Consider the following 23,605-nt stretch of genomic DNA (forward strand, 5'->3'; position numbering starts at 1 on the left):
CTTTTATGTTTTATTCTTAAGAAATTTTAACGATATTTACATCGATAAAAGACATTATTGACAGCTTAATTGTATTGCTTAAGTGATTAATCTTACAATTAAATAGATTTGGATTTAAAAAATAACTAGACATTTTCATTTTAATGCCCCTTAAAGTGAATTAAAACGCCAGCCCATGAAAAAAACTACTTATGTAAAAAGTATTGGCATCTTTGTAATTCTTATTCTATTTTATGCAAAAATATTTGCACAAAATTATCAGCCATTTACTCCAAGATTTAATCAAGATTTAAAAGGTGATATTGTTTTAATTGGTAATAATATTTTAGGGCCAGACAATAATGCATTTAATAACAATTCTACTTATAACCACAATGTTAATATGCGTTATATTGATATTGATGGAGATCCGTCTACATTTAGTTCTTCTAGTGCAGATTTAGTTATAGATAACCCTGCTTGTTATGATATCATACATGCAGGTTTATATTGGGGCGCTGTAAATAGTGGTAGTGCTCCAATTAATCAAGTTAGGTTTAGAGGGCCAACAGGTAATTATCATGATGTTACAGGTACTGTGGTTTATGATGCCGGAACATCATCAGTTGATGGTGGTGATAGTTTTCCATATGCCTGTTATGCTGATGTTACTAGTATTGTAACAGGTTTAGCTTCAAATTTGGGAACATATACTGTGGCTAATGTGTCTTCAGGACAGGGAAGAACACGAAATTTTGGTAATAATACAGGGCATTCTGCGGGGTGGTCATTATTTATAGTTTATGAAGATCCTACACTACCAGGTAAATCTATTACAAGTTTTGATGGTTTTAGTGCCATTAGTGTTGCAGGAGGAAACCCAAATTTAGATATTCCTGTTTCTGGTTTTAGAACAGTACCCGCACCAACACCTGTAAGAGCAAAATTTGCCTTTGCTACATTAGAGGGAGACAAACCTATTAGAGGTGATAGGTTAAGATTAAATGGTTCTACCTTATCAACAACAGATAGAGGAGCAAATAACTTTTTTAATAGTTCGGTTACGCAATTAAATGCAACACCTGTTAACAATAGAGTACCTAATAGTACTAATACGTTAGGTTTTGATACTGGAATTATGCCAGTGCCCAACCCCAGTAACTCTGTAATAGCTAATGGTGCTACTTCTGCAACGGTTAGACTAGAAACTTCTGGTGATACATTTTTTCCTTACTTTTTTGCACTAGCAGTTGATATTATTGAACCCAATATTGTTTTAACTAAAATAGTAGAGGATACCTCTGGAAATAACATTGGTGGAGATACTGTAAATTTAGGTGATGAACTTAATTATGTTATTGGTTTTCAAAATACAGGAAACGATAATGCCACAAACTTAACTATTAGAGATATTTTACCTGTAAATATTGTATTTGATTATCCTTCAGATATAGTATCATTACCACCAGGAGTATCTGTTCAAAGTTATAATCCTGCTACCAGAGAAATTATTTTTAGGGTTGAAGATTATGTTGTTGAAGAATTTGACCCTGTATCAGAAATTAGATTTAGAGTTAGAGTTGTTTCAAACTGTAGTTTATTAAATGATGCTTGTTCTAATATTATTAGTAATCAAGCATTTGCCACTTATGGAGGAACATTAAATCCAGCGTTTACAAAATCTGATGACCCCAGTATAAATAGTAATACAGGATGTTTACTAACACCTGCTGCTACAAACTTTCTATCAGATTTAAATTGTGAATTTAGAGAAGAAGTTATTTTATGTGGTGATAATGTGGTATTAACCGCTGGAGATGGTTATGATAATTACACATGGTCTACAAGTCCATCAGGAACACCTGTAATTGGCACAGGGCAATCAATAACAGTTACAGATGTAGGTACTTACTATGTATATAATGAAGCCATAGCTCCTTGTCAATCTATTACTCAAATTTTTGATGTTATTACTTACGGTGCTGGGGTGCCAAATCCAGTAATTCCATTTGCAGATCAAGTAGTAACCTGTCCTAATGACGGTAAACAATTACCAAACTTCTTTTTATGTGGTGCAAACGATTTTAGAGATATTGAAACAGGTATAACTGATACATCTTCAATTATTTGGGAACGTTTAGATGAGTCTAGCTGTTCGGCAGTAATAAATCAAGATTGTGCCAATGAAGATGCTTCTTGTGTATGGAATCAAGTTGCAACGGGTCCAGATTACACTGTAGACACCGTTGGCCAATATAGATTAACATTAAATTATACAGGAGGGTGTTTTAATCAGTATTATTTCAATGCATATGAAAACGTATTGGTGCCTACAGCAAACTCAAGAGATATTATATGCGATACACCAGGAGAAATTGTTGTTGGAGGTGTACCAAGCGGTTATGAGTATAGTATTGATAACACAAATTATCAGTCAAGCAATACCATAAGTGTAAATACAGCAGGTATTTATACAGTATATATTAGGCAAGCAGGTGTGTCTCCAAACCCGTGTATATTTGAAGTGCCAGATGTACAGGTAAGAGAGCGTAACTTTTCTGTTTCAACAACAGTAACACAACCATTATGTCATGATGATTTAGGAAATGTAGTTTTAGCAGCTAATGATGTTAGGCCGCAATACTTCTTTTCAATATATCAAGGTGCTACCTTAGTAAATAGTGTAGGGCCAATAAATGAAAACAATTACACTTTTAGCAATTTAAACCCAGGAACTTATACAGTAAATGTTTCTACTGAAGATGGTTGTATACATACCGAAGATATTGAAATAATTCAACCACCGTTATTAACAGCAACGGCAGCTATAACACAACCATTAACATGTACTAATGGTGAAATAACAATATACCCAAATGGAGGAACAGCTCCTTATTTCTACTTTATAAATAGTACTACAGATTTTCAAACAATACCAACTATTGATGTAGATACACCAGGTACTTTTAATATAACTGTGGTAGATTCTAATAACTGTACAGCAGAAGTTTCTATTGATATTGATGCTATTGATCCTCCAGAATTCACAATAAACACATCTAATATTTTATGTGCTGAAGATGTTAATGGTGGTGCTATAAATATTAATGTAACTAATGCCAATGGAAATACATTACGCTATAGTATTGATAATGGAACTACATATCAAAATTCACCAACATTTTCAGGCTTAGCTGCAGGTTCGTATGATGTTATGGTTGAATATACTTTTGGTACCGATGTTTGTGAAACAATATCACAAAGCGCAACCATTACTGCGGCATCAGCTATAGATGGAACAGCAACATTAACAACAGATTATACGTGTATTACCGACGGCATAATAACAGTTTCAGGAGTAACAGGTGGTACAGCACCGTACATGTATAGTTTAAATGGTGTTGTATATCAAACAGGTAATATTTTTAATGGATTAACTAACGGTAGTTACACAGTAACAATTAGAGATGCAAATAATTGTACATTTGTTACAGCGCCTGTTACAATAGATCCTTTAGATCCACCAACAGATTTAGATTTTACTCATACAGCATTAAGTTGTCCAGCAAACACGAGTACAGTAACTATAACAGCAACAGGAGGAACTCCAGCTTTAGAATATCAAATTATTGCACCTGCTAGTGCAAGTACAGCATATCAATCTGGAAATTCATTCTCAGGTTTAGCTCCAGGTTCGTATACTTTCCAAGTAAGAGATGCCAATAATTGCGAGTATTCTGAAACATATACTATTGATCCGCTCCCACAATTATCAATAGCTGGTCAGGTAATTGAAAATGTCAGCTGTTTTGGAGCTGCAGATGGCGAAGCACAATTTACAGTTTCTAATACTACATCATTTACATATACAGTAAATGGAGGAACAGCAGTAGGAGGAACTTCTCCAATAAATTTAACTGGATTAACAGCAGGTAATTATACAGTTGAAATTACTGATACAACTACAAACTGTTCAGCCTCTAGTACCGTAACAGTTAATGGGCCAAGTACGGCATTATCTATGTCTTTAAGTACAGATCCGCTCACTTGTGTGTCTGGAGGAAGTGTAACAATAACAGCAACTGGTGGTTGGGGTAATTACACTTACCAATTAGAACAACCAAACAGTAGCATTGTTGGTCCACAAAACAATAATACATTTGCAAACTTAACGCAATCAGGAACTTACACGGTAAGTGTTACTGATGCTAACAACTGTATTATTACAGATACATTTACATTGAATGCTCCTATAGGACCAACTGCAACTATTGATACAAGTTCAGATTATTGTTATGATGCAAGCAACAGTGCAACAATTACTGTAAATGCTTCAAGCGGAAACCCACCTTATGAATATAGTGTTAACAGCGGTCCGTTTACATTAAATAATACATTTAACAATTTAGCTCCAGGAAATTATGATATAATAGTTAGAGATGCTTACGGTTGTGTATTTGCATTACCAACACAAGTAATAGCAGATCAATTAGCTTTAGATGCAGATTTAATTAAAGGTTTAGATTGTTCTTCAACACCTAACGCATCAATATCTTTAACACCATTTGGCGGAACAGCACCATTTACATACGAAGTAAATTATAATGGTGGTGGCTTTACAACTATTACAGGAACACCTTCACCATACACCGCAACAACTGCTGGTACTTACGAATTTAGAATTACAGATACTTTTGGTTGTGAAGCAACGTCTACAGTTACAGTTAATCCTATTAGTAACCCAACAGCAACTGAAACTATTGTAAATCCAACGTGTAATGCTGATACTAATGGATCTGTTCAAATAATAGCATCAGGAGGCGTTGGTCCTTATGAATATAGTTTTGATGGCAGTAGTTTTTCAGCAACATCATTATATAATAATTTAGGAGCTGGAACTTATAATTATGAGGTTAGAGATGCTAATCAATGTATTGGTACAGGTTCTGTTACATTAACAGCACCTTCAGCATTGACCACAACAGCAAGTGCAACATCATTTAGCTGTAGTGCATCAAATACACCACAATCAGCTACAATTACGGTAAATGTTCCAACAACAGGAACAGCACCTTACCAGTATAGTTTTAACGGTTCTGGTTTTAGTTCTAATAACACATATACTGTAAATGATAATGGTAGCAATCAAACTATTAATTATACTGTTAGAGATGCCCAAGGCTGTACGTTTACAGATTCTGTTAGTTTAACACCTTTAAATCCTCCAACAGCATTAACATTAACAGCAAGTGCCGTTACTTGTTCTGCAACAACTAGTAATGTTACAGCAGTAGCAACTGGAGGTATTGGAACTTTAACGTATGAAATAACAGCACCATCGGCTTCGGTAACATCAAATAATACAGGTAATTTTACAGGTTTAGCTCCAGACACTTACGTGTTTAGAGTAACAGATGCTAGTGGTTGTTATTATGAAGAATCATTAATTATTAACCCAGTAGTTAATATTGGTGTAATTGGTGTGTTAGATAGTGATGTGGGCTGTAATGGTGGAAATGACGGTGCGTTAACATTTACTGTTTCCGATTTTTCTAGCACTTACAGTTATACAATTAATAGTGGTACAACTTTAACAGGTCAAACAGCTAATGCCATACCTTTAACAGGTTTATCTACTGGCACGTACACTATAAATGTAACTGATGAAACTACTGATTGTACAGATACAGCCACAATAACAGTAAGTGAGCCATCAACAGCGTTATCATTTACTGCAACAGCAACTAATGTATTTTGTACAAATGACCAATCACAAATTACTGTTACTGCTACTGGCGGAACTCCAAATTACAGATATGCAGCTGTAGTAACTGGTGCACCAGCACCAGCAGCGGGCGCGTATACATCAAGTAATGTAATTACAGTTGACACTAATGCAGCAACAGACTTAGTTTGGGATGTTTATGTAAGAGATATAAACGACTGTGAATTTATGCAGTCTGTTACTATAATTAATGATAATCCTCCAACTTTAGATCCTGTTGCGCAGCAATGTTATGACGGAAGTAGCTTTAATGTAACCTTATCAGGCACCGTTTTTGTTGGAACTGCAGAGTATAGTATGGGAAGTGGTTATCAAGCAAGTCCTACTTTTGCAATTACAGCTCCAGGAACTTACACGTTTAGTATTAGAGACGGAAACGGATGTACAGCTACTCAAACATTAGTAGTTGAGCCAAGTTTATTAGCAAGTGCTTTATTAACAAAAGATTTAACTTGTTCTATTCCTGTTGATGCTACAATAGATGTAACTATATCAGGAGGTACAAGTACTTATACAAACTATGAAGTGTCAACAGATGGTGGTTCAAGTTATAATCCTGTAACTCCTACACCATCAGGGTCATCGTTTACATATTCAACTTCAACTGCGGGTACTTATCAATTTAGAATAACTGATTCTAATTCATGTCAAGTAGAAACTAATAATGTAACTGTAACAGCACCAGCAAATCCTAACATAACAAGTGTAACTCAAATTGACGACGTATTGTGTAGTGGTGAATCAACAGCTTCAATAGATGTTGTTTATGATAATACACAAGGCATACCGCCATTTACAATTAACGTAAATAATGATACCACTGGTACTAATTATGGTTCACAAACAAGTGGGTTACCTGCAGGAGCATATACAATAACATTAACCGATGGTAATGGTTGTACAGATACAGAAACAATAACAATAAATGAACCTACTCCAATAGCAATAACACACAATGTAACTCCAATTACTTGTGGTGCTGGTGGGGTTTCATTAGGAGAAATTGTTATTAACTCTGTAACAGGCGGTACGCCTAATTATAGCTACCATGTAACTGGAGTTAATGGTTATGATGTTGAAAGAACAAACCAAACAGGTGCAACTTCAGTTTTTGAAGTAGTAGATTTTGGTATATACGAAATAATAATTACTGACAGCAATGGGTGTACAGCTATAGTACAAAATATATTAGTAGCATCTCCACCAGATGATTTAGATATAACAGTAACATCGCCTCCAGCAGATTGTTCAACAGGAGGAGAAGCTACTGTTGGTATAGGAACCGCTACAACAGTAACAGGTTCTGGGCCTTTCTATTTTGCTATTTATACTGGACCAGGAATGACTTGGGATGGTATAGTAGGAGGCTCTGCTACTTGGCAATTAGGCACAGGTTCACCAGCATCAACAACATTTACAAATTTAATTCCAGGTGCTTCATATACATTTATTGTTTATGATGATGATACCAACTGTTATTATTTTGAACAATCAACTTTACCTGTACCTACTAATTCAACATTAACAACAAGTGCATTAGTTTCAAACAATATTACTTGTACAGGTAGTGCTGATGGTAATGTGAGTTTTGATATAAATAGTACCTATGGTACTAACACGCCAGTTAGTTACGAAATTTATGAAACACTTTCTTTGGCAACTACAGGTGTTAGTGGCACAGGTATTGTTCCTGCTAATGGTACATTGTCAGTAACTAATTTAGGGCCACTACCTTTTGGTGATTATATTGTAGTTATTACAGAGACAGGAACAGCTACAAACGCTGGGTGTAGTGTTGTAACAAGTAATTTCCAAATTACAGAATCTGCAATTTTATTGGCTGTAACTGCTAATGCTACTAAAAATGAAAACTGTAATGAATTAGGAATTATTAGTGTAACTGCGCAACACGGTACAGGACCTTATGAATATCAGGCAGTACCAACAGGTGCTGGTGTACCAACTTCATGGTTAAGTACAAATTCTTTTAATTTGGCTGCAGGAACTTATGATCTTTATGTGAGAGATGCGTATGGCTGTATTCAATTTGATACTGAAACAATTATAAGAGATGCTGACCCAACTTTAGACCCTATTCCGCAACAATGTTTTATAGGTTCGCCATTAAGTATCACACTTTCAGGCACAGTATCTGTAGGACCAGCGTCATACAGCATGGGTGGAGCTTTTCAAAGTAGCCCTACATTTAGTATTACAACACCAGGATCATATACATTTACAATAAGAGATGCTAATGGTTGTACTGCAACACAAAGTTTAGTGGTTGAACCACAACTTCAATTACTAGCAGAATTAACAAAAGAATTAGATTGTACAATAACGCCAGACGCAACCATAACACTTACGCCATCAGGTGGTACAGGAACATATACTACTTATGAAGTAGATTATAATGGTGGCGGATTTGTAGCCATTGGTGGTTCACCATATACAGCTGTTGCTGCAGGAACGTATCAATTTAGAGTAACAGATAGTCAAGGGTGTGTAGCTGTATCTAATATAATAACAGTTGATGCTATAACTAACCCTACCGCTTCAGAAACTCATATTGATGTTAGTTGTAACGGCGGTAGTGATGGTAGTATAACTGTAACAGCATCGGGTGGTGTTGGTCCTTATGAATATAGTATAGATAATGGTGTTACTTACCAAACATCAAATACATTTACTGGCTTAAATGTAGCTGGTAATACCTACAACGTAATGGTTAGAGATAGTAAAAGTTGTACATCTTTAGTTATACCTGTAGATTTAATAGAACCATCAACAGTTACAGCAAGTTTAACATTAACTCAAGGTTTAACTTGTGGCACATCAAATACAACACAAGCAGCGGTTTTAACTGCCACTGGAAATAATGGAACGCCTCCTTACATGTATAGTTTTAATGGTGGTACGTTTACATCTAGCAATACCTATACAACTAGCACCTCGGGTCCAGTATCTGTAGTTGTTAGAGATGCTAATGGTTGTTTAAGTGTTGCTGCTACGGAAACTGTACCAGCTTTAGATCCGCCTACAGATTTATCATTCTCGTCAACGCCTGTAACATGTTCTGCCACTACTAGTGATGTAACAGTTACAGCTACCAATGGTGTAGCACCACTAAGTTTTGAAATTATTTCTCCTGCAAGTGCTACTACAAACACTACTGGAGCATCATCTGGTGTATTCACAGGGTTAGCTCCTGATGTTTATGTGTTTAGAGTAACTGACGCTAATGGATGTTATTATGAAGAGTCTTATACTGTTGACCCTGTTGAGAATATAGCCATCATTGGAAATTTAGATACTAATATTAGTTGTAATAGTGGAAATAATGGATCTGTTACATTTACAGTTTCAGGGTTCTCAGGTACCTATAATTATACAATAAATGGTGGTACAGCAGTAACGGGTGTTTCTGGTACAACAATTCCTTTAACAGGTTTAACTGCTAATACATACACTATTATTGTTACTGATGATGTAACAGATTGTACTGCAACTACAAGTGTTGTGGTTTCAGAGCCAACTGTACTAGATCTTACAGAAACTTCAAATATTAATGCAAATTGTAATATTGGTGCACAAGTTACTGTAGAAGCTACAGGAGGTACGGCTCCTTATACTTATGCATTTGTTCAAGATGGTGTTGCTCCATTAGCTACAGATTACACTACTAGTGCTTCAAGTGTATTAGATCCTGCAACAAATACAGATTGGGATGTACATGTTTTAGATGCTAACGGATGTATATTTATGATTGATGTTGTGGTTACTACAGATCCGTTACCATCGGCTACAGTTCCAACATTTGCTTCAAATCAGTGTGATCCATCTGGTCCTTATTCGTTTACAGTTACAAGTCCAACAGGAATTGCTCCTTTTGAATATAGTTTAGATGGCGGATTATCATATCAAACCAGTTCTACTTTCTCTGTAACTTCAGCAGGAACTTATACTGTTACAGTAAGAGATGGTAATGGTTGTTCAGTAGATTTACCTACTACTATAGAAATTTATAATGGCTTAGATATAGCACCTAGCGTAACAGCGTTACCATCATGTAGTAATAATGATGGTGAAATAACGGTTTCGGGTTCTGGTGGCTCTGGCACATACTCATATAGTATAAGCCCTAGTACAGGAATTACTTTTGCAAGTAACACATTTAGTAATGTGCCATCTGGAACATATACTATAACAATTACAGATGTTGTTACATCATGTACAACCGATGTAAGTGTAAACTTAGAAGCAGCAACACCAGTTACGTTTACAACAACAGCAACCAATGTGTCTTGTGCATCAGGAAGTGATGGAACAATTACAGTAAATTTAGATGCTACAAATGATAATCCAACATATACATATGAAATTACTGCGCCAATTACTGTTGCGCCTCAAAGTTCAAATGTTTTCACAGGATTACCAGCAAACACTTATACAGTACAAGTTACCTCAGGGAGAAACTGTGTAGCAACTGCAAACGTAGTTATAAATGAACCAGCTGTATTAACAGCATCAGGTACTGCAACAGATTATAGTTGTAATGCTTCAAATGTTGTGAATACTTCAACTTTAACAATTACAGAAACTGGTGGTACAACACCATACATGTATAGTATTGATGGTTCAAACTATTTTACATCAAACACATTTGATATAATTGATACAGGAAGTGTACAAAATATTGATGTATATGTTAGAGATGCCAATAACTGTATAGCGTCAAACACTGTAACTATAAATCCGTTACCAACATTAACTGCAGCAACTGTTTCTGTCGGGTCGCCAATTGATTGTAATGATACAGGTAGCGTAACCATAAATGTTACTGGTGGTTCTGGTAGTTTTGAGTATGTCATGCTACCAAGCGGAACACCTCAAACATCAAATACATTTAGTATTACAGCTCCAGGCGATTACTATTTTGAAGTTCGTGATTTAACAACTAGCTGTACAATAACAACAGCTGCTTATACAGTTGCACCTTACAATACTATTGAAGCTACAGCAACAGCTACAACAGATATTACTTGTTTTGGTGATGCTAATGGTACTTTTGAATTAAATGTTACTAATTACACAGGTAATTACACATATGAAGTGTTTAACAGTAATGATGTATCTGTAATTCCAGCAACATCAGCAAACACATCTACAAATCCACTTACTGTAACCGGTTTATCTGGTGGTAATTATTATGTTGAAGTAACAGAAACAGATAGCCCTTTCTGTAGTACAACTACAAATATGTTTACTATAGATTCTCCTGCAAGCGCATTAACTTTAGTAGCATCAGAAGATGCTAACGTAACATGCGATAATGATAAAGGCGCCATTACAGCAGTAGCAAGCGGTGGTTGGGGTAGTTATGAATACGAATTAACAGGTGCAGCCACAGTAGCATATTCATCAAACCCAACTTTTACAGGGCTTTCAGCAGGTGCATACACGGTTAATGTTCGTGATGCAGGTGGCTGTATTGCAACATTCAATATAACTTTAAATCCACCTACACCTATAAACGGAACAATTACAGCAACACCATCGCCATTAGCGTGTTTTGGTGATGATAATTCAACAATTACCGTAAGTGGTGTAACAGGTGGGCAAGGTTCAAACTATTCGTATACATTAAATACTATAGCGCCAATTGCAAGTAATTCTGGTCCGCAAGCGTCGCCAGTATTTACTAATTTAGCAGCTGGCACTTACAATGTAACAATAACTGACGGCTATAATTGTACCTTTACAACAGCCGATGTTGTAATAGCACAACCTCCAGCAATTGAAACTAGTTTAGTAAAAGCAACCTCGCAAACATGTACTACCAATGCTACATTAACGCTAAGTGCTACCGGTGGCACAGGTGCTTATGAGTATAGTGATACCGAAAGTTTTGCTACAGTTATAGGCACATTTACAAATTCTGTAACATTTGCAGTAACACCAGGTGATTATATATATTATGTTAGAGATGCAAATGGATGTATTTCATCTGCTTCAAACCAAATAACTATAGATCCGTTACCGGCATTAAACTTAACTTTAGATACTTCAAACGCTACAATTAATTGTGCTGGAGATACAACAGGTGTAATAATAGCTGTTGCCGAAGGTGGTTTAGGTAATTACGTTTACACGTTACAAGATACCATGGGTAATGCTATACCAGCAACGCAAGATAGCCCTGGTGTATTTACTAATTTAGGAGTTGGAAATTACCAAGTACATGTTGATAGTGGTGATTGTTTATACACCTCGGAAACTGTTAGTATAACAGAACCAAGCTTACCTTTAGAAGTTAGTTTTGATGTTACTGATGTAACTTGTAATGGAGAAAATAATGGTATTTTAGAAATTATTGCAACTGGCGGAACAGGTGTAATTAAATATGCTATTTCTCCTCAAATGAATCAGTTTTTTGATGAACCAATTTTTGAAAATTTAGTACCAGGAAATTACCAAGCTATTGTACAAGATGAATTAGGTTGTTATGTGTTATTTGATTATGTAGTTAATGAGCCAGCACCCGTATTAATTTCAATTGTACCAAACTCTTTAATTCCTGAAGTTTGTGAAGGCGATATGAACGGTGAGTTTAGTATAGATATTTCTGGAGGAACAATGCCATATAGTGTGGCTCTAGATGATATAAACGGAACATATACCACAGGAACTGCCACACAAACACAGTTTGATTTTACAAACCTAGTAGGTGGAGACCATATAGTATATATTACTGATGCTGAGGGTTGTCAATCTGAATGGAATATAGCGTTCCCAGAATCTGTAGCATTAAATCCTGATGTAACCGTTGCGTACTGTACTGATATTGCCGATGCTACAAGCAACACAGTTACTGTAACAATTGATGAAAATATTGATGCTAATGAGGTTGATTACTCACTTGATGGTATAAACTTCCAATCTAGTAACGTGTTTATTGATGTTGCTCCAGGAAACAACCAATCAATTACAGTAAGGCACTCAAACGGTTGTGAGCAACAAGTATTCTTTGATGTTAATCAATACGATCCGTTAGAAATTGCATTATCTGATGGTGAAATTAATGAAATCATCGCCCAAGCAAGCGGTGGTGCTGGTAATTATGAATATGCTGTTAGACGAGTAAATGAAGTAGATTATGAACCCTACCAAAATACAGGCTCTTTTGTAATTTATGAATCTGGTGAATACACGGTAACAGTAACAGACAGTAACGGTTGTGTTGCAACTGCAACAAGATATTTTGAGTACATTGATATTTGTGTACCTAACTATTTTGTACCAGCTAATGGCGGTTGGGGTCCTGGTTGTGTTACACAATACAAAAACTTAACCTTTGATATTTTTGATAGATACGGACGCAAAATAGCTACCTTAAATGTAAACGATACGTGGGATGGAACTTATAATGGTAAAGAATTACCAACAGGTGATTACTGGTATTTAGTTAAGTTAAATGACCCAAGAGACGATAGAACTTTTGTAGGCAACTTTACATTATATAGATAGTTTTAAAAAACAAAAAAACATGCAAAAATTATTTACATATCTGTGCTTTTTACTAGTAACATTTACTTACGCACAAGAGCTTAACTTACCAGTTTTTACGCAGTACTTGGCGGATAATAACTTTGTTATTTCGCCAACTTATGCAGGTATTGGCGATAATGTAAAGCTAAGAGCTAATGGGTTAACACAATGGGTTGGTATTAAAAATGCCCCAGATAACCAATCATTTTATGGTGATGTTAGAATAGCCGATAGGTCTGGTATTGGTTTGTCATTATATAATGATAGAAATGGTAATACAATACAAACGGGTGCTAAGTTTTCGTTTGCACACCATTTAGTGTTAGACTATTATGCAAAAATGTACTTGTCATTAGGTATTTCATATAACATAAATAATTTTAGAATTGATATTAATAATTTTAATACCACTTATGAAAACCCAACGATAGACCCTTATATTACTGATGATAGAAGAACAACCAACCACAACTTTGATGTTGGTGCATTATTTAGGCTTAAAGGCTTGTTTGTAAGCTTAAATGTTAATAACATATTAGAGAAAAAACTTGAAGAATCTGAAAGAGTTTTTGAACCTAATTTACTTTTAAACTATCAAGTATATGCAGGTTACACCATTCTGGGACCTAAAAAGAGTGGCTTAGAGTTTGAACCTTCTATTTTCTATCAAATGTTTACAAGTGATAAACGTTCGGCTACCGATGTGAATTTTAAAGTTAGAAAATACGATAGGAAAGAAGATTATATTTGGGGTGGTATAAGTTACAGGTTTTTAAATGATCAGTTTTTTAAACCATTAAATATTGGCCCAATGGTTGGGTTTAAAAAATCACTTTTTTACTTTGGTTATGCTTATCAGGTTACAACTAATGATTTATCGGCTTATAATTCTGGTACCCATGTTGTTACAATTGGTATAGACTTTTTACAGGGTATTAGTAATTGCCCTTGTACGCAAGACCCTGTACACCACTAGTACGTGCGTTAGGGATAGCAGCGGAAAGCCCACAGCGATAGCGAGGACTTGTAGCGTATAGCCCGCCAGCACCATAGGTGATGGAACGCCAAAATTTTTGTTGTTATATTTAAAGGAAATTTAAAGCTAGAGTCTTTATTTTTTATAGTTAAATAGAATATATTTGTTTGCTGTTACATCCTTAAATATATAATTCTGCAAAAATATGATAGCTACCGAAACCGAAAATAACTTATATATAAACCGAGAGATAAGTTGGTTGCAATTTAATGCAAGAGTACTTCAAGAAGCTTCTGATGAACGCGTACCGCTTATTGAACGTTTACGGTTTTTAGGTATTTTTTCTAATAATTTAGATGAATTTTTTAAGGTACGTTATGCCACCGTTAAGCGTATTGTTGAGGTTGGTAAAGATGGTAAAAACCAACTAGGTGGTATTAAAGCCAAAGAACTGCTTGAAATTATAACACAAATTGTTATTAAACAACAGGCTGAAAGTATTAAGGTTTTACATGAAATTGATGCTAAATTAAAAGAAGAAAATATTTATGTTATTGATGAAACACAAGTTGATACCCAACAACATGAATATATTAAAAAGTATTACTACCAAAATGTAAGTTCGGCTTTAGTTACTATTATTTTAAATGATTTGGTACAAATACCAAACTTAAAAGATAGTGCTGCTTATTTGGCTGTTAAAATGGAAATGAATGATGACACAAAGCAGTACGCACTTATTGAAATACCAAAATCTGTAGAGCGTTTTATTGAATTACCAAAGCAAAACGGACACAGTTATATAATAATGTATGATGATTTGTTAAGGTATTGCTTAAGTGATATTTTTAGCATTTTTGATTATAAAACCATATCTGCTCACATGATTAAAATTACACGTGATGCAGAGCTAGATTTTGATAGTGACTTAAGTAAAAGTTTTATTGAAAAAATATCTGATAGTGTAAAACACCGTGAAATTGGTGATCCTGTTCGGTTTGTTTTTGATAAAACTATTGATGATGATACGTTGCAATATCTCATGGAAAAAATGAATATTGAAAATACAGATAGTATTATTCCTGGTGGGCGTTATCATAACAAAAGAGATTATATGAGTTTTCCTAGTTTAGGAAGAACAGATTTGTTATATGATAAAATTGAAGCTTTGCCTGTTAAAGGCTTAAGTTTAAAAAGTAGCAGTATTTTTGAAGCCATTGCTGAAAAAGATTATTTACAACACGCACCATACCATACGTTTTCATATATTATTAAGTTTTTAAGAGAAGCCGCTCTAGACCCTAAAGTTAAAACTATAAAAATTACTATTTATAGGCTAGCGCAAATATCGCATGTAGCTAGTGCTTTAATTAATGCGGCAATTAATGGAAAAACGGTTACAGTTTCAATTGAGTTAAGAGCCCGTTTTGATGAAAAGGCCAATATTAAATACGCTGAACAAATGAAACGCGAAGGCGTAAACTTAATTTTTGGTGTGCCTGGTTTAAAAGTACATAGTAAAATGTGTGTTATTGAACGCGAAGAAGGTAAAAAAATAAAACGCTATGGATTTATAAGCACCGGAAACTTTAATGAATCTACAGCAAAAATTTATACAGATTATACGTTATTTACAGCCAACCAAGGTATTTTAAAAGATGTAAATAAAATATTTAATTTCTTTGATGCTAACTATAAAATATTTTCATACAAACATTTATTAGTGTCTCCGCACTATACACAAAAAAGCATTTTTAAATTAATTGATAAAGAAATTGAGAAAAGTAAAAATGGCGAAGGTGGTTACATTAGACTAAAAATGAATAGCGTATCTAGTTATGAAATGGTTGATAAGCTATACCAAGCCAGTAATGAAGGCGTAAAAATTGATATGATTGTGCGTGGTATTTGCTGCCTAATACCTGGTGTTGCAGGTATGAGTGAAAACATAAACGTTATTAGCGTGGTTGATAAATTTTTAGAGCACCCAAGGGTTTATATCTTTGGTAAAGATGAAGATGCTAAAGTTTACATATCTTCGGCAGATTGGATGACTAGAAATATAGTGAATAGAGTAGAGGTAAGTTGCCCAATTTATGATCAAGATATTAAACAAGAAATTATAGATACGTTTAATATTTGTTGGAGTGATAACGTAAAGGCTAGATTGATTAACACACCAAGTGAAAATGAATATAGAAAAAATGATAATCCGGAAGTACGCTCGCAAATAGCTATTTACAATTATTATTTAGAGAAGCTTAAAAACTAATATGCTTACAATTAAAAAATATGCAGCAATAGATATAGGTTCTAACGCTGTAAGACTACTAATTTCAAACATAATAGAAGAAACCGGAAAACCAGTTAAGTTTAAAAAAAACTCATTGGTAAGGGTACCTATTCGTTTAGGTGCCGATGTGTTTATAAATAAAAAAATTTCCGATGAAAATAAAGAGCGCATGGTTGATACTATGTTAGCTTTTAAATTACTTATGAAATCTCATAAGGTTGAAAAGTATAAAGCTTGTGCAACATCTGCTATGAGAGAGTCTAAAAACGGAAAAGCCGTTGTTGAACTTATTAGAAAAAATGCAGGCATAAATATAGATTTAATTAACGGTGAAGTTGAAGCAGAAATTATTGCAGCAACCGATTTAAATAAATTTATAGACCCCAATAAAACATATTTATACGTTGATGTTGGTGGTGGTAGTACAGAGTTTAGTGTTATTTGTAATGGCGAAAAAAGGGCATCAAAATCATTTAAAATAGGTACTGTACGTATTTTAAATGATATGGTTAAAGACAATGCTTGGGAGAAACTTGAAAAGTGGATTGCCAAACATACAGCCGGCTATGATAAAGTGTATGTATTAGGTTCTGGTGGTAATATTAATAAAATATTTAAAGTATCAGGTAAAGCACTTGGTAAGCCGTTAACGTATTTTTATTTAACTAATTACTATAAATTATTACAAAGTTATACTTATGAAGAGCGTATAACTGAACTTGAACTTAACCAAGATAGGGCCGATGTTATTATACCTGCAATGAAAATTTATTTATCAGCTATGAAATGGAGTAAATCTAAACACATTTATGTACCAAAAATTGGTTTAGCCGATGGTATTATAAAAAGTATATACTATGATACCGTTTCAAGTAATACACAGTAAAATTATGCACTTTAGCCTGTAAAGTATTGCTTTTTAATAATAAAATATATATTCGTGGTAATATAATTACATATATATACCCAAATTTATTACTTATGAAAAAAACAGTGCTTTTTACCTTACTTCTTGTTTTTTCAGTATATGGTTTTGCTCAAGAAAAAACAATAGATACAACTTCAATAAATACTCCAAAAAAACAAGATAACTACGTTTTTAAAGGTGTTAAATATGGTATTAGAGGTGGTTATAATATTTCAAATTTAGATTTTGAAGATACACCACCAATGATAAACAAACACCGTAATAGTATTTACTTTGGCTTTTTTGCTCAAATTGGTTTTTCAAAAACTATAGCTATAGCGCCTGAATTACAATTTTCTGCTGAAGGTGCAAAAGATGAAAAAATTCATTTAGATTATATACAAGCACCTATACTTTTAAAAGTAAGACTAAGTGAAAAAATTCATGTTGGCGCTGGTCCGCAAGTTGGTTTAAAAGTACATAAAGTAGATGATGCTGTAAATAACTTTGCGTATTCTGCTGTTGGTGCAATTGAATATAAAATTAATTATGCATTATTTGCCGATGTAAGATACACATACGGTATTAGAAATGTTTTTGAGGATGCTTCAGGGTTATCGGCAAAAAACACCAATATACAAATAGGTGTTGGTTATAAATTTTAACCGTGTACTGTTTCGTTTTTTCCTAAATCAGACATAATTTCTGCTTCATATTCCAAAAGTTGTTGCCACTTTGTGTCAACCTCTTTTTTATCACCATATTTTCTGGCAAAGCCTAAAAACATAGTGTAATGGTTAGCTTCACTTACCATTAAATTTCTATAAAAAGTAGCTAATTCTTTGTCTTCTAATTCTTCAGATAATAACCTAAAACGTTCACAGCTTCTTGCTTCAATTAAAGCCGCATATAATAACCTATGCACTAATTGCATTGTACGACTTCCTCCTTTAGGAAAAAACTTCATTAATTTAATTACATATTCATCTTTTCGGTCTCTTCCTAAAGTCCAACCACGTTCTAAAATTTTATCATGTACCATTTTAAAATGGCTAATTTCTTCTTTAACTAAAGCTACCATTTCTTGAACAAGCTCTGTATATTCAGGAAAACTTACAATTAATGAAATAGCTGTACTTGTAGCTTTTTGTTCGCAAAAGGCATGGTCTGTAAGTATTTCTTCAATATTTTTTTCAACAATATTTACCCATCTTGGGTCTGTTGGCAATTTAAGTCCTAGCATAAGTGTTTATATTTTCGGTAGTAAAATGGCCATTTTCATCAATAATTATATAAAATGAAATACAGTTTGTGCTTTTTGGTTTGTATAATGAAGCTGTTAAAACAAGTTTGTTGTGTTTTAATGTGGCTTCGTAGTTTATGGCTATGGCATTGCCTACAAAATTATTAGCATTTATTAAGTTTGGTAAATTTGTAGCTATAAAATTTGCATCAATTTTTTCATTAAAAATAATGGAGTTGTTTTTAGTTACCAAAACATCTGTTTCAATACACCTAAAGTGTGTTTTATTACTAACTGCATTATTGGTAATAACATTTGTTATAGTTTTTTTCATATTAGTATAGGTTTTTATACTAACGTTATACCCATTGCTTAAAATAGAATCTTGCACAACTTGGTTGTAGTTTTTAGGTACAAAATTTACAATTTCAATAGGGTCAGAAGTTTTATTAAAATTAGATATAGCAGCTTTTAACAAATCGGTTTTATGTTTATGGCCATCACAACTTAATAGTGCTATAAACAAACTAGCAAATAAAAGGAATGCTATGTTAACAGTTTTTTTAAACATCTAAATTAAAGGTTTTTCTTAATAACTCAATATTAGGGTTTTTTTCTTTAAGTTTTTCAAATTTTTCAGCAGTGGTGTATGCGTATTGCTTTTCTTTAACTTCATTAACAGATATAGATAATTCAATATCGTAATTACTTAAAGACTGCCTAATGAACGCTAATAAATCATATTGGTTACGCTCAATTTCAACTTTATTTGTTGCATTTGGGTATTCTAAAAAAGCCGTTGTGCCCTTAACTTTAGGAGTGTCTATAGATAAAATAGATGCTAAATTTCGTTTGCCCTGATCTAGTAATTTTTCAATGTAAGCTTTCCAAACTTTTATGAACGCCTCTTCTGTAAATGGTTCTTTTGGTAAATCTTCTTCATCAACAACAACATTCATTTGTTTAATTTGATGAGCTTTTTTTGCTTTTAAACTACTTAAAGAAAGGCCAGATGTACGTTTGCCAGATTGCTTTAAAACAATTTTTTGGGGTTGTTCTTTTTGAAATGTATTACTTGTTGTACTGGTCTTTGAATCTTTTTTTTGAGATTCGGTTTCAGGTGTTGTTGTTGGTTTAGCATCAGGTACCGAAACCTTAATTGGTGTAATACCTTTGTTTTTAAAGTATGAAGCCGGAATTATGTAATGTTTGCTATTTTTTTTTTCTCCATCAAAAGTGATAGAGGCAAGTTGCATAAGGCAAAGTTCAACCAGCAAACGCTGATTTTTACTGGTTTTATACTTGAGGTCGCATTCATTAGCTAATTGAATACCTTGAATTAAAAATTCTCGGGTGGCTTTTCTAGATTGTAGCAAATACTTTTGTTTAGTTTGCTCACCAACTTCAAGCAAGGCAATGGTATTTTCGGTTTTACTAACCAATAAATCTCTAAAATGAGATGCTAATCCAGCAATGTAATGATGTCCGTCAAATCCTTTTGACAGCGTTTCATTAAATTGAAGTAAAAGCTCGGGTATTTTATTTTCTAATATAAGGTCTGTACTTTCAAAATACGTTTCGTAATCTAAAACATTTAAGTTTTCAGTAACGGCTTGTCTGGTTAAATTTTTACCAGAAAAACTAACTACTCTATCAAAAATTGAGAGCGCATCACGCATGGCACCATCTGCTTTTTGTGCTATTATATGTAATGCATCATCTTCGGCAGTAATGCCTTGTTCTTCGGCAATGTATTTTAAATATTCCTTAGCATCAGTAACTGTTATGCGCTTAAAATCAAATATTTGACAGCGTGATAGAATGGTTGGTATTATTTTGTGCTTTTCGGTAGTTGCTAAAATAAAAATACAATGTTTTGGTGGTTCTTCTAATGTTTTTAAAAACGCATTAAAAGCTGCCTGCGAAAGCATATGAACCTCGTCAATGATATATACTTTGTATTTTCCTACTTGCGGCGGAATTCTAACCTGGTCAGTTAAGTTTCTAATATCATCAACCGAGTTATTTGATGCGGCATCTAACTCAAAAATATTAAACGCAAAGTCTTCATCAGTATCAACGCCATCACTATTAATCATTTTTGCTAAAATACGTGCACATGTTGTTTTACCAACACCACGTGGCCCTGTAAAAAGAAGGGCTTGGGCTAAATGGTTGTTATTTATAGCATTTAATAATGTATTTGTAATAGCCTTTTGCCCAACAACGTCTTTAAACGTTTGGGGTCTGTATTTTCTGGCCGATACTACAAAATGTTCCATTGAAAACTATTAGAATAACAAATTTAAAAATTCAGTAATTAATTATAAAGTTTGAGGATAATATTTAAAACGAGTTATTAACAATTTGTTTACTTTTGCGCCAAAGTAGGCCGCCTTATCGCTTTTTAATAATGAACGTGTTTTGATATTGAAGAGAGGAAAGTCCGAACACCGTAGTGCAATATAGTGGTTAATGGCCACCAGTTGTAAAACTAGGAAAAGTGCAACAGAAAGTATGTACAGGTAATGCTGTAGTGAAATCAGGTAAACTCTATATGGTGCAATGCCATGTATACCAACGTTTAAGGGTTGCACGCCCAATGTTGGAGGGTAGGCAGCTAAAGTACACTGGTAACAGTGTATTAAGATAAATGATAAGGGTGTTTTTTGTTGTGAATGGTTTCATTCTCAACTTTAAGCATACAGAATTCGGCTTATAGGCTTACTTTAAAATAAACAAACCCTTCTTTTTTATAAGAAGGGTTTTGCTTTTTATTTATTTTCTATAATTTCAAAAAAACTAAACACATTACCACCGTAGCTTTTGGAGTAGCTGTAGTGTTTCAATGCTGATAAATTAGTGTGTTTTGAGTGCTCTACAATTAAAATACCACCTTCTTCTAGTAAATTATTTTGAAAAACTAATTGCGGAATATTAGCAAAAAGCTCTGTAGAAAAATCATAAGGCGGATCTGCAAAAATAACATCATATTTTAGGGTGTTATTTTCTAAAAATTTAAACACATCACTTTTTATAGTTTCAATAGGCATTTCAAAAGCTGTGGCTGTTTCATTTATAAATTTAATACAGTTATAGTTTTGGTCAACACTAGTGATGTTTTCGGTACCTCGTGATGCAAATTCATAGCTTATATTGCCTGTGCCTGCAAATAAATCTAACACATTAATATCATCAAAATAGTATAAATTATTTAATATGTTGAATAATGATTCTTTAGCCATATCGGTAGTTGGGCGTACAGGTAAATTTTTTGGCGCAACTATTTTTCGTCTTTTGTATGTTCCTGATATTATTCGCATTAAAAACTTTTAATTAAAGTAAAAAATGAATGTTTATGCTTTGGTTTTTCAATAAAATTATAGTTACCAATACTATTACCAAACGACACATTTCTAACATATTTGTATGTTATTTTGTAAAACTCATCGGTATCATCAATATCACCAACAAAAACTAAATTAAAAACTTCTGGATTTAATTGTAATTGTTCTGCAGTAAACAAAATATAGTAAATAAAATCTTGTTTTGTAACGTATTCAAACGTATTATAAAATACGAGTTTGTTGTTGTTTACAACAACAAGCTCAAAGTTACTTGTGTTAACATTTATATATACTTTAGGTTGGTTTGTGTGTTTTTCGGCTTCTAAAATATTTTCAATTAATATTGTTGAAATGTGTTTAAAAGTAAATGCACCAAACTTATCATAAATATAATTGTTAATGTTTACGTACGGTACATAAACGCTTACGGCATTACTATTGGTGGTTTCATCAAAAGAAATAAAATCTGTTTGAAATATTTTAGCGTTAAACTTTAAATAGTCAGCTAAAGCATCTTCATTAAATAGGTGTTTTGGTACAAGTGTAGATAATTCGTTTTCATGAATTAGCGTTACACTACTAAAACTATCTTGTAAGCTTTTTTCTGTTTTAAAAATATTTTCTACTTTTTCTAAAAGCTTAATTGGGTTTAGTTTTTTACTAAAATCTATTTTTTTAAGCGCCGTAATGGTGTTTGTGCTTTGGTTTAAAACACAAAAAGAAAGTCCATTCAAACTAATTTGAATGGACAGTTGTTTGTTAGTTAGTTTATGTGTTGTATTACTCGTTAGAGCCATAAGTTTTAGGCCAGTTTCCTATAGTTTTTACTTCTTCCATTGATCCAACTTTTAGTGCATCGCCATTAACACCATCAACTGATATTACTTGATTTTCTTGTACTAAAAGGTCTTTATTTTGATCAAATAAAATAACATCTTTTTTAACTGAAGCTTCAAAAACAGGAATGTTTAAATCGTTTTGTTCAACAAAACCTGCATCCATTTTAAATTTAGCTCCAGGTTCTCCAACAGGAACATTCATCATTGTTTTGTATCTATCAGAGTTTTTAAATAATGAATCTTTAACAGATGCGTATCCTAAGGTATCAATAATTACAATGTCTTTAAACATATCAACACCGTAGCGTTTAGTTTGTTCAACATCTAAAACACTAGAATCTCTACGTTGTGTAATAGTAAATTTAGCAGTATCTAAAAACTTAACTAATCCGTCAAAATCTTTTGAGAATTTGCCAGTTACAGTTTTGTGTGCTAATTGAGAATCTCTAATATCAATTAAGCTTTTAATTACTTTGGCGTAGCGCTTCTGCTTTGTTTTATTAAATTGAATTGGCTCGTATATAGACATGTAAGTTTGGTAGCCCAAAAATCCTATTAACACCCAAAGGATGATGGTTAAAAAAGGTTTAGCTTTTGTTGGTACAAATTTGTCTATTAATTTTACTAATACTATGGTTAAAAGTATAACACCAACTGCAATAAGAATAAATTTTAGCATTGTTATTTT

The 23,605-nt window shown here is 33.4% G+C and carries 11 protein-coding genes and 1 other RNA gene; 6 read left to right on the top strand and 6 right to left on the bottom strand.

Going from position 1 to position 23,605, the window contains the following annotated elements; translation table 11 throughout:
• Positions 1-175: 175 nt before the first annotated feature.
• From FUA26_RS05490 to FUA26_RS05510, 5 genes are all read left to right on the top strand, one after another.
• Positions 176-13,291, top strand: coding sequence for a T9SS type B sorting domain-containing protein (locus tag FUA26_RS05490; protein WP_147132722.1), 13,116 nt, complete (start codon positions 176-178; stop codon positions 13,289-13,291).
• A 19-nt stretch (positions 13,292-13,310) separates the two neighbouring features.
• Positions 13,311-14,288, top strand: coding sequence for a PorP/SprF family type IX secretion system membrane protein (locus FUA26_RS05495; RefSeq protein ID WP_147132725.1), 978 nt, complete (start codon positions 13,311-13,313; stop codon positions 14,286-14,288).
• Between the two features lie 205 nt (positions 14,289-14,493).
• Positions 14,494-16,560 carry a polyphosphate kinase 1 gene (gene ppk1, locus FUA26_RS05500; protein ID WP_147132728.1) on the top strand — a complete coding sequence of 689 codons (2,067 nt, stop codon included), beginning with the start codon at positions 14,494-14,496 and terminating at the stop codon, positions 16,558-16,560.
• A 1-nt stretch (position 16,561) separates the two neighbouring features.
• Positions 16,562-17,467: a Ppx/GppA phosphatase family protein gene (locus FUA26_RS05505; protein ID WP_147132731.1), complete on the top strand. Its 906-nt coding sequence runs from the start codon at positions 16,562-16,564 to the stop codon at positions 17,465-17,467.
• 95 nt (positions 17,468-17,562) lie between these two features.
• Positions 17,563-18,153 (top strand): porin family protein, encoded by a 591-nt coding sequence (locus FUA26_RS05510; RefSeq protein ID WP_147132734.1) that lies wholly within the window; start codon positions 17,563-17,565, stop codon positions 18,151-18,153.
• On the opposite strand, the gene miaE is transcribed toward FUA26_RS05510, so the two are convergent.
• Genes miaE through dnaX form a run of 3 tightly spaced genes read right to left on the bottom strand, consistent with a single transcriptional unit; the run spans position 18,150 to position 21,013 of the window.
• Entirely contained in the window at positions 18,150-18,731 is a 582-nt protein-coding gene (gene miaE, locus FUA26_RS05515; protein WP_147132737.1) for a tRNA-(ms[2]io[6]A)-hydroxylase, read from the bottom strand. The two genes, FUA26_RS05510 and miaE, sit on opposite strands and share 4 nt — an antisense overlap.
• Entirely contained in the window at positions 18,718-19,302 is a 585-nt protein-coding gene (locus tag FUA26_RS05520) for a hypothetical protein (RefSeq protein WP_147132740.1), read from the bottom strand. Before FUA26_RS05520 ends, miaE begins: the two co-directional genes overlap by 14 nt.
• Positions 19,295-21,013 (bottom strand): DNA polymerase III subunit gamma/tau, encoded by a 1,719-nt coding sequence (dnaX, locus tag FUA26_RS05525; RefSeq protein WP_147132743.1) that lies wholly within the window; start codon positions 21,011-21,013, stop codon positions 19,295-19,297. The genes FUA26_RS05520 and dnaX overlap by 8 nt, the downstream gene beginning before the upstream one ends.
• A gap of 102 nt (positions 21,014-21,115) precedes the next feature.
• Here dnaX and rnpB point away from each other — a divergent pair.
• Positions 21,116-21,466: RNase P RNA component class A (gene rnpB / locus FUA26_RS05530), an RNA gene on the top strand.
• A gap of 39 nt (positions 21,467-21,505) precedes the next feature.
• On the opposite strand, the gene rsmD is transcribed toward rnpB, so the two are convergent.
• Genes rsmD through FUA26_RS05545 form a run of 3 tightly spaced genes read right to left on the bottom strand, consistent with a single transcriptional unit; the run spans position 21,506 to position 23,596 of the window.
• Complete coding sequence (gene rsmD / locus FUA26_RS05535; protein ID WP_147132746.1) at positions 21,506-22,054, bottom strand: 16S rRNA (guanine(966)-N(2))-methyltransferase RsmD; 549 nt, start codon at positions 22,052-22,054, stop codon at positions 21,506-21,508.
• Positions 22,054-22,875 (bottom strand): DUF3822 family protein, encoded by an 822-nt coding sequence (locus FUA26_RS05540; protein WP_147132749.1) that lies wholly within the window; start codon positions 22,873-22,875, stop codon positions 22,054-22,056. Before FUA26_RS05540 ends, rsmD begins: the two co-directional genes overlap by 1 nt.
• The gene (locus FUA26_RS05545) at positions 22,859-23,596 is read right to left on the bottom strand and encodes a hypothetical protein (protein ID WP_186826864.1); all 738 of its coding nucleotides are present in this window, start codon (positions 23,594-23,596) and stop codon (positions 22,859-22,861) included. The genes FUA26_RS05540 and FUA26_RS05545 overlap by 17 nt, the downstream gene beginning before the upstream one ends.
• Positions 23,597-23,605: the final 9 nt, after the last annotated feature.

The sequence above is a fragment of the Seonamhaeicola algicola genome (assembly GCF_007997385.1).
Lineage (GTDB): Bacteria > Bacteroidota > Bacteroidia > Flavobacteriales > Flavobacteriaceae > Seonamhaeicola > Seonamhaeicola algicola.

Coding starts and splice junctions, on each gene's coding strand:
- dnaX (WP_147132743.1), bottom strand. CDS start 21,013: ATGGAACATTTTGTAGTATCGGCCAGAAAATACAGACCCCAAACGTTT.
- FUA26_RS05510 (WP_147132734.1), top strand. CDS start 17,563: ATGAAAAAAACAGTGCTTTTTACCTTACTTCTTGTTTTTTCAGTATAT.
- FUA26_RS05540 (WP_147132749.1), bottom strand. CDS start 22,875: ATGGCTCTAACGAGTAATACAACACATAAACTAACTAACAAACAACTG.
- miaE (WP_147132737.1), bottom strand. CDS start 18,731: ATGCTAGGACTTAAATTGCCAACAGACCCAAGATGGGTAAATATTGTT.
- FUA26_RS05495 (WP_147132725.1), top strand. CDS start 13,311: ATGCAAAAATTATTTACATATCTGTGCTTTTTACTAGTAACATTTACT.
- FUA26_RS05490 (WP_147132722.1), top strand. CDS start 176: ATGAAAAAAACTACTTATGTAAAAAGTATTGGCATCTTTGTAATTCTT.
- rsmD (WP_147132746.1), bottom strand. CDS start 22,054: ATGCGAATAATATCAGGAACATACAAAAGACGAAAAATAGTTGCGCCA.
- FUA26_RS05545 (WP_186826864.1), bottom strand. CDS start 23,596: ATGCTAAAATTTATTCTTATTGCAGTTGGTGTTATACTTTTAACCATA.
- FUA26_RS05505 (WP_147132731.1), top strand. CDS start 16,562: ATGCTTACAATTAAAAAATATGCAGCAATAGATATAGGTTCTAACGCT.
- FUA26_RS05520 (WP_147132740.1), bottom strand. CDS start 19,302: ATGTTTAAAAAAACTGTTAACATAGCATTCCTTTTATTTGCTAGTTTG.
- ppk1 (WP_147132728.1), top strand. CDS start 14,494: ATGATAGCTACCGAAACCGAAAATAACTTATATATAAACCGAGAGATA.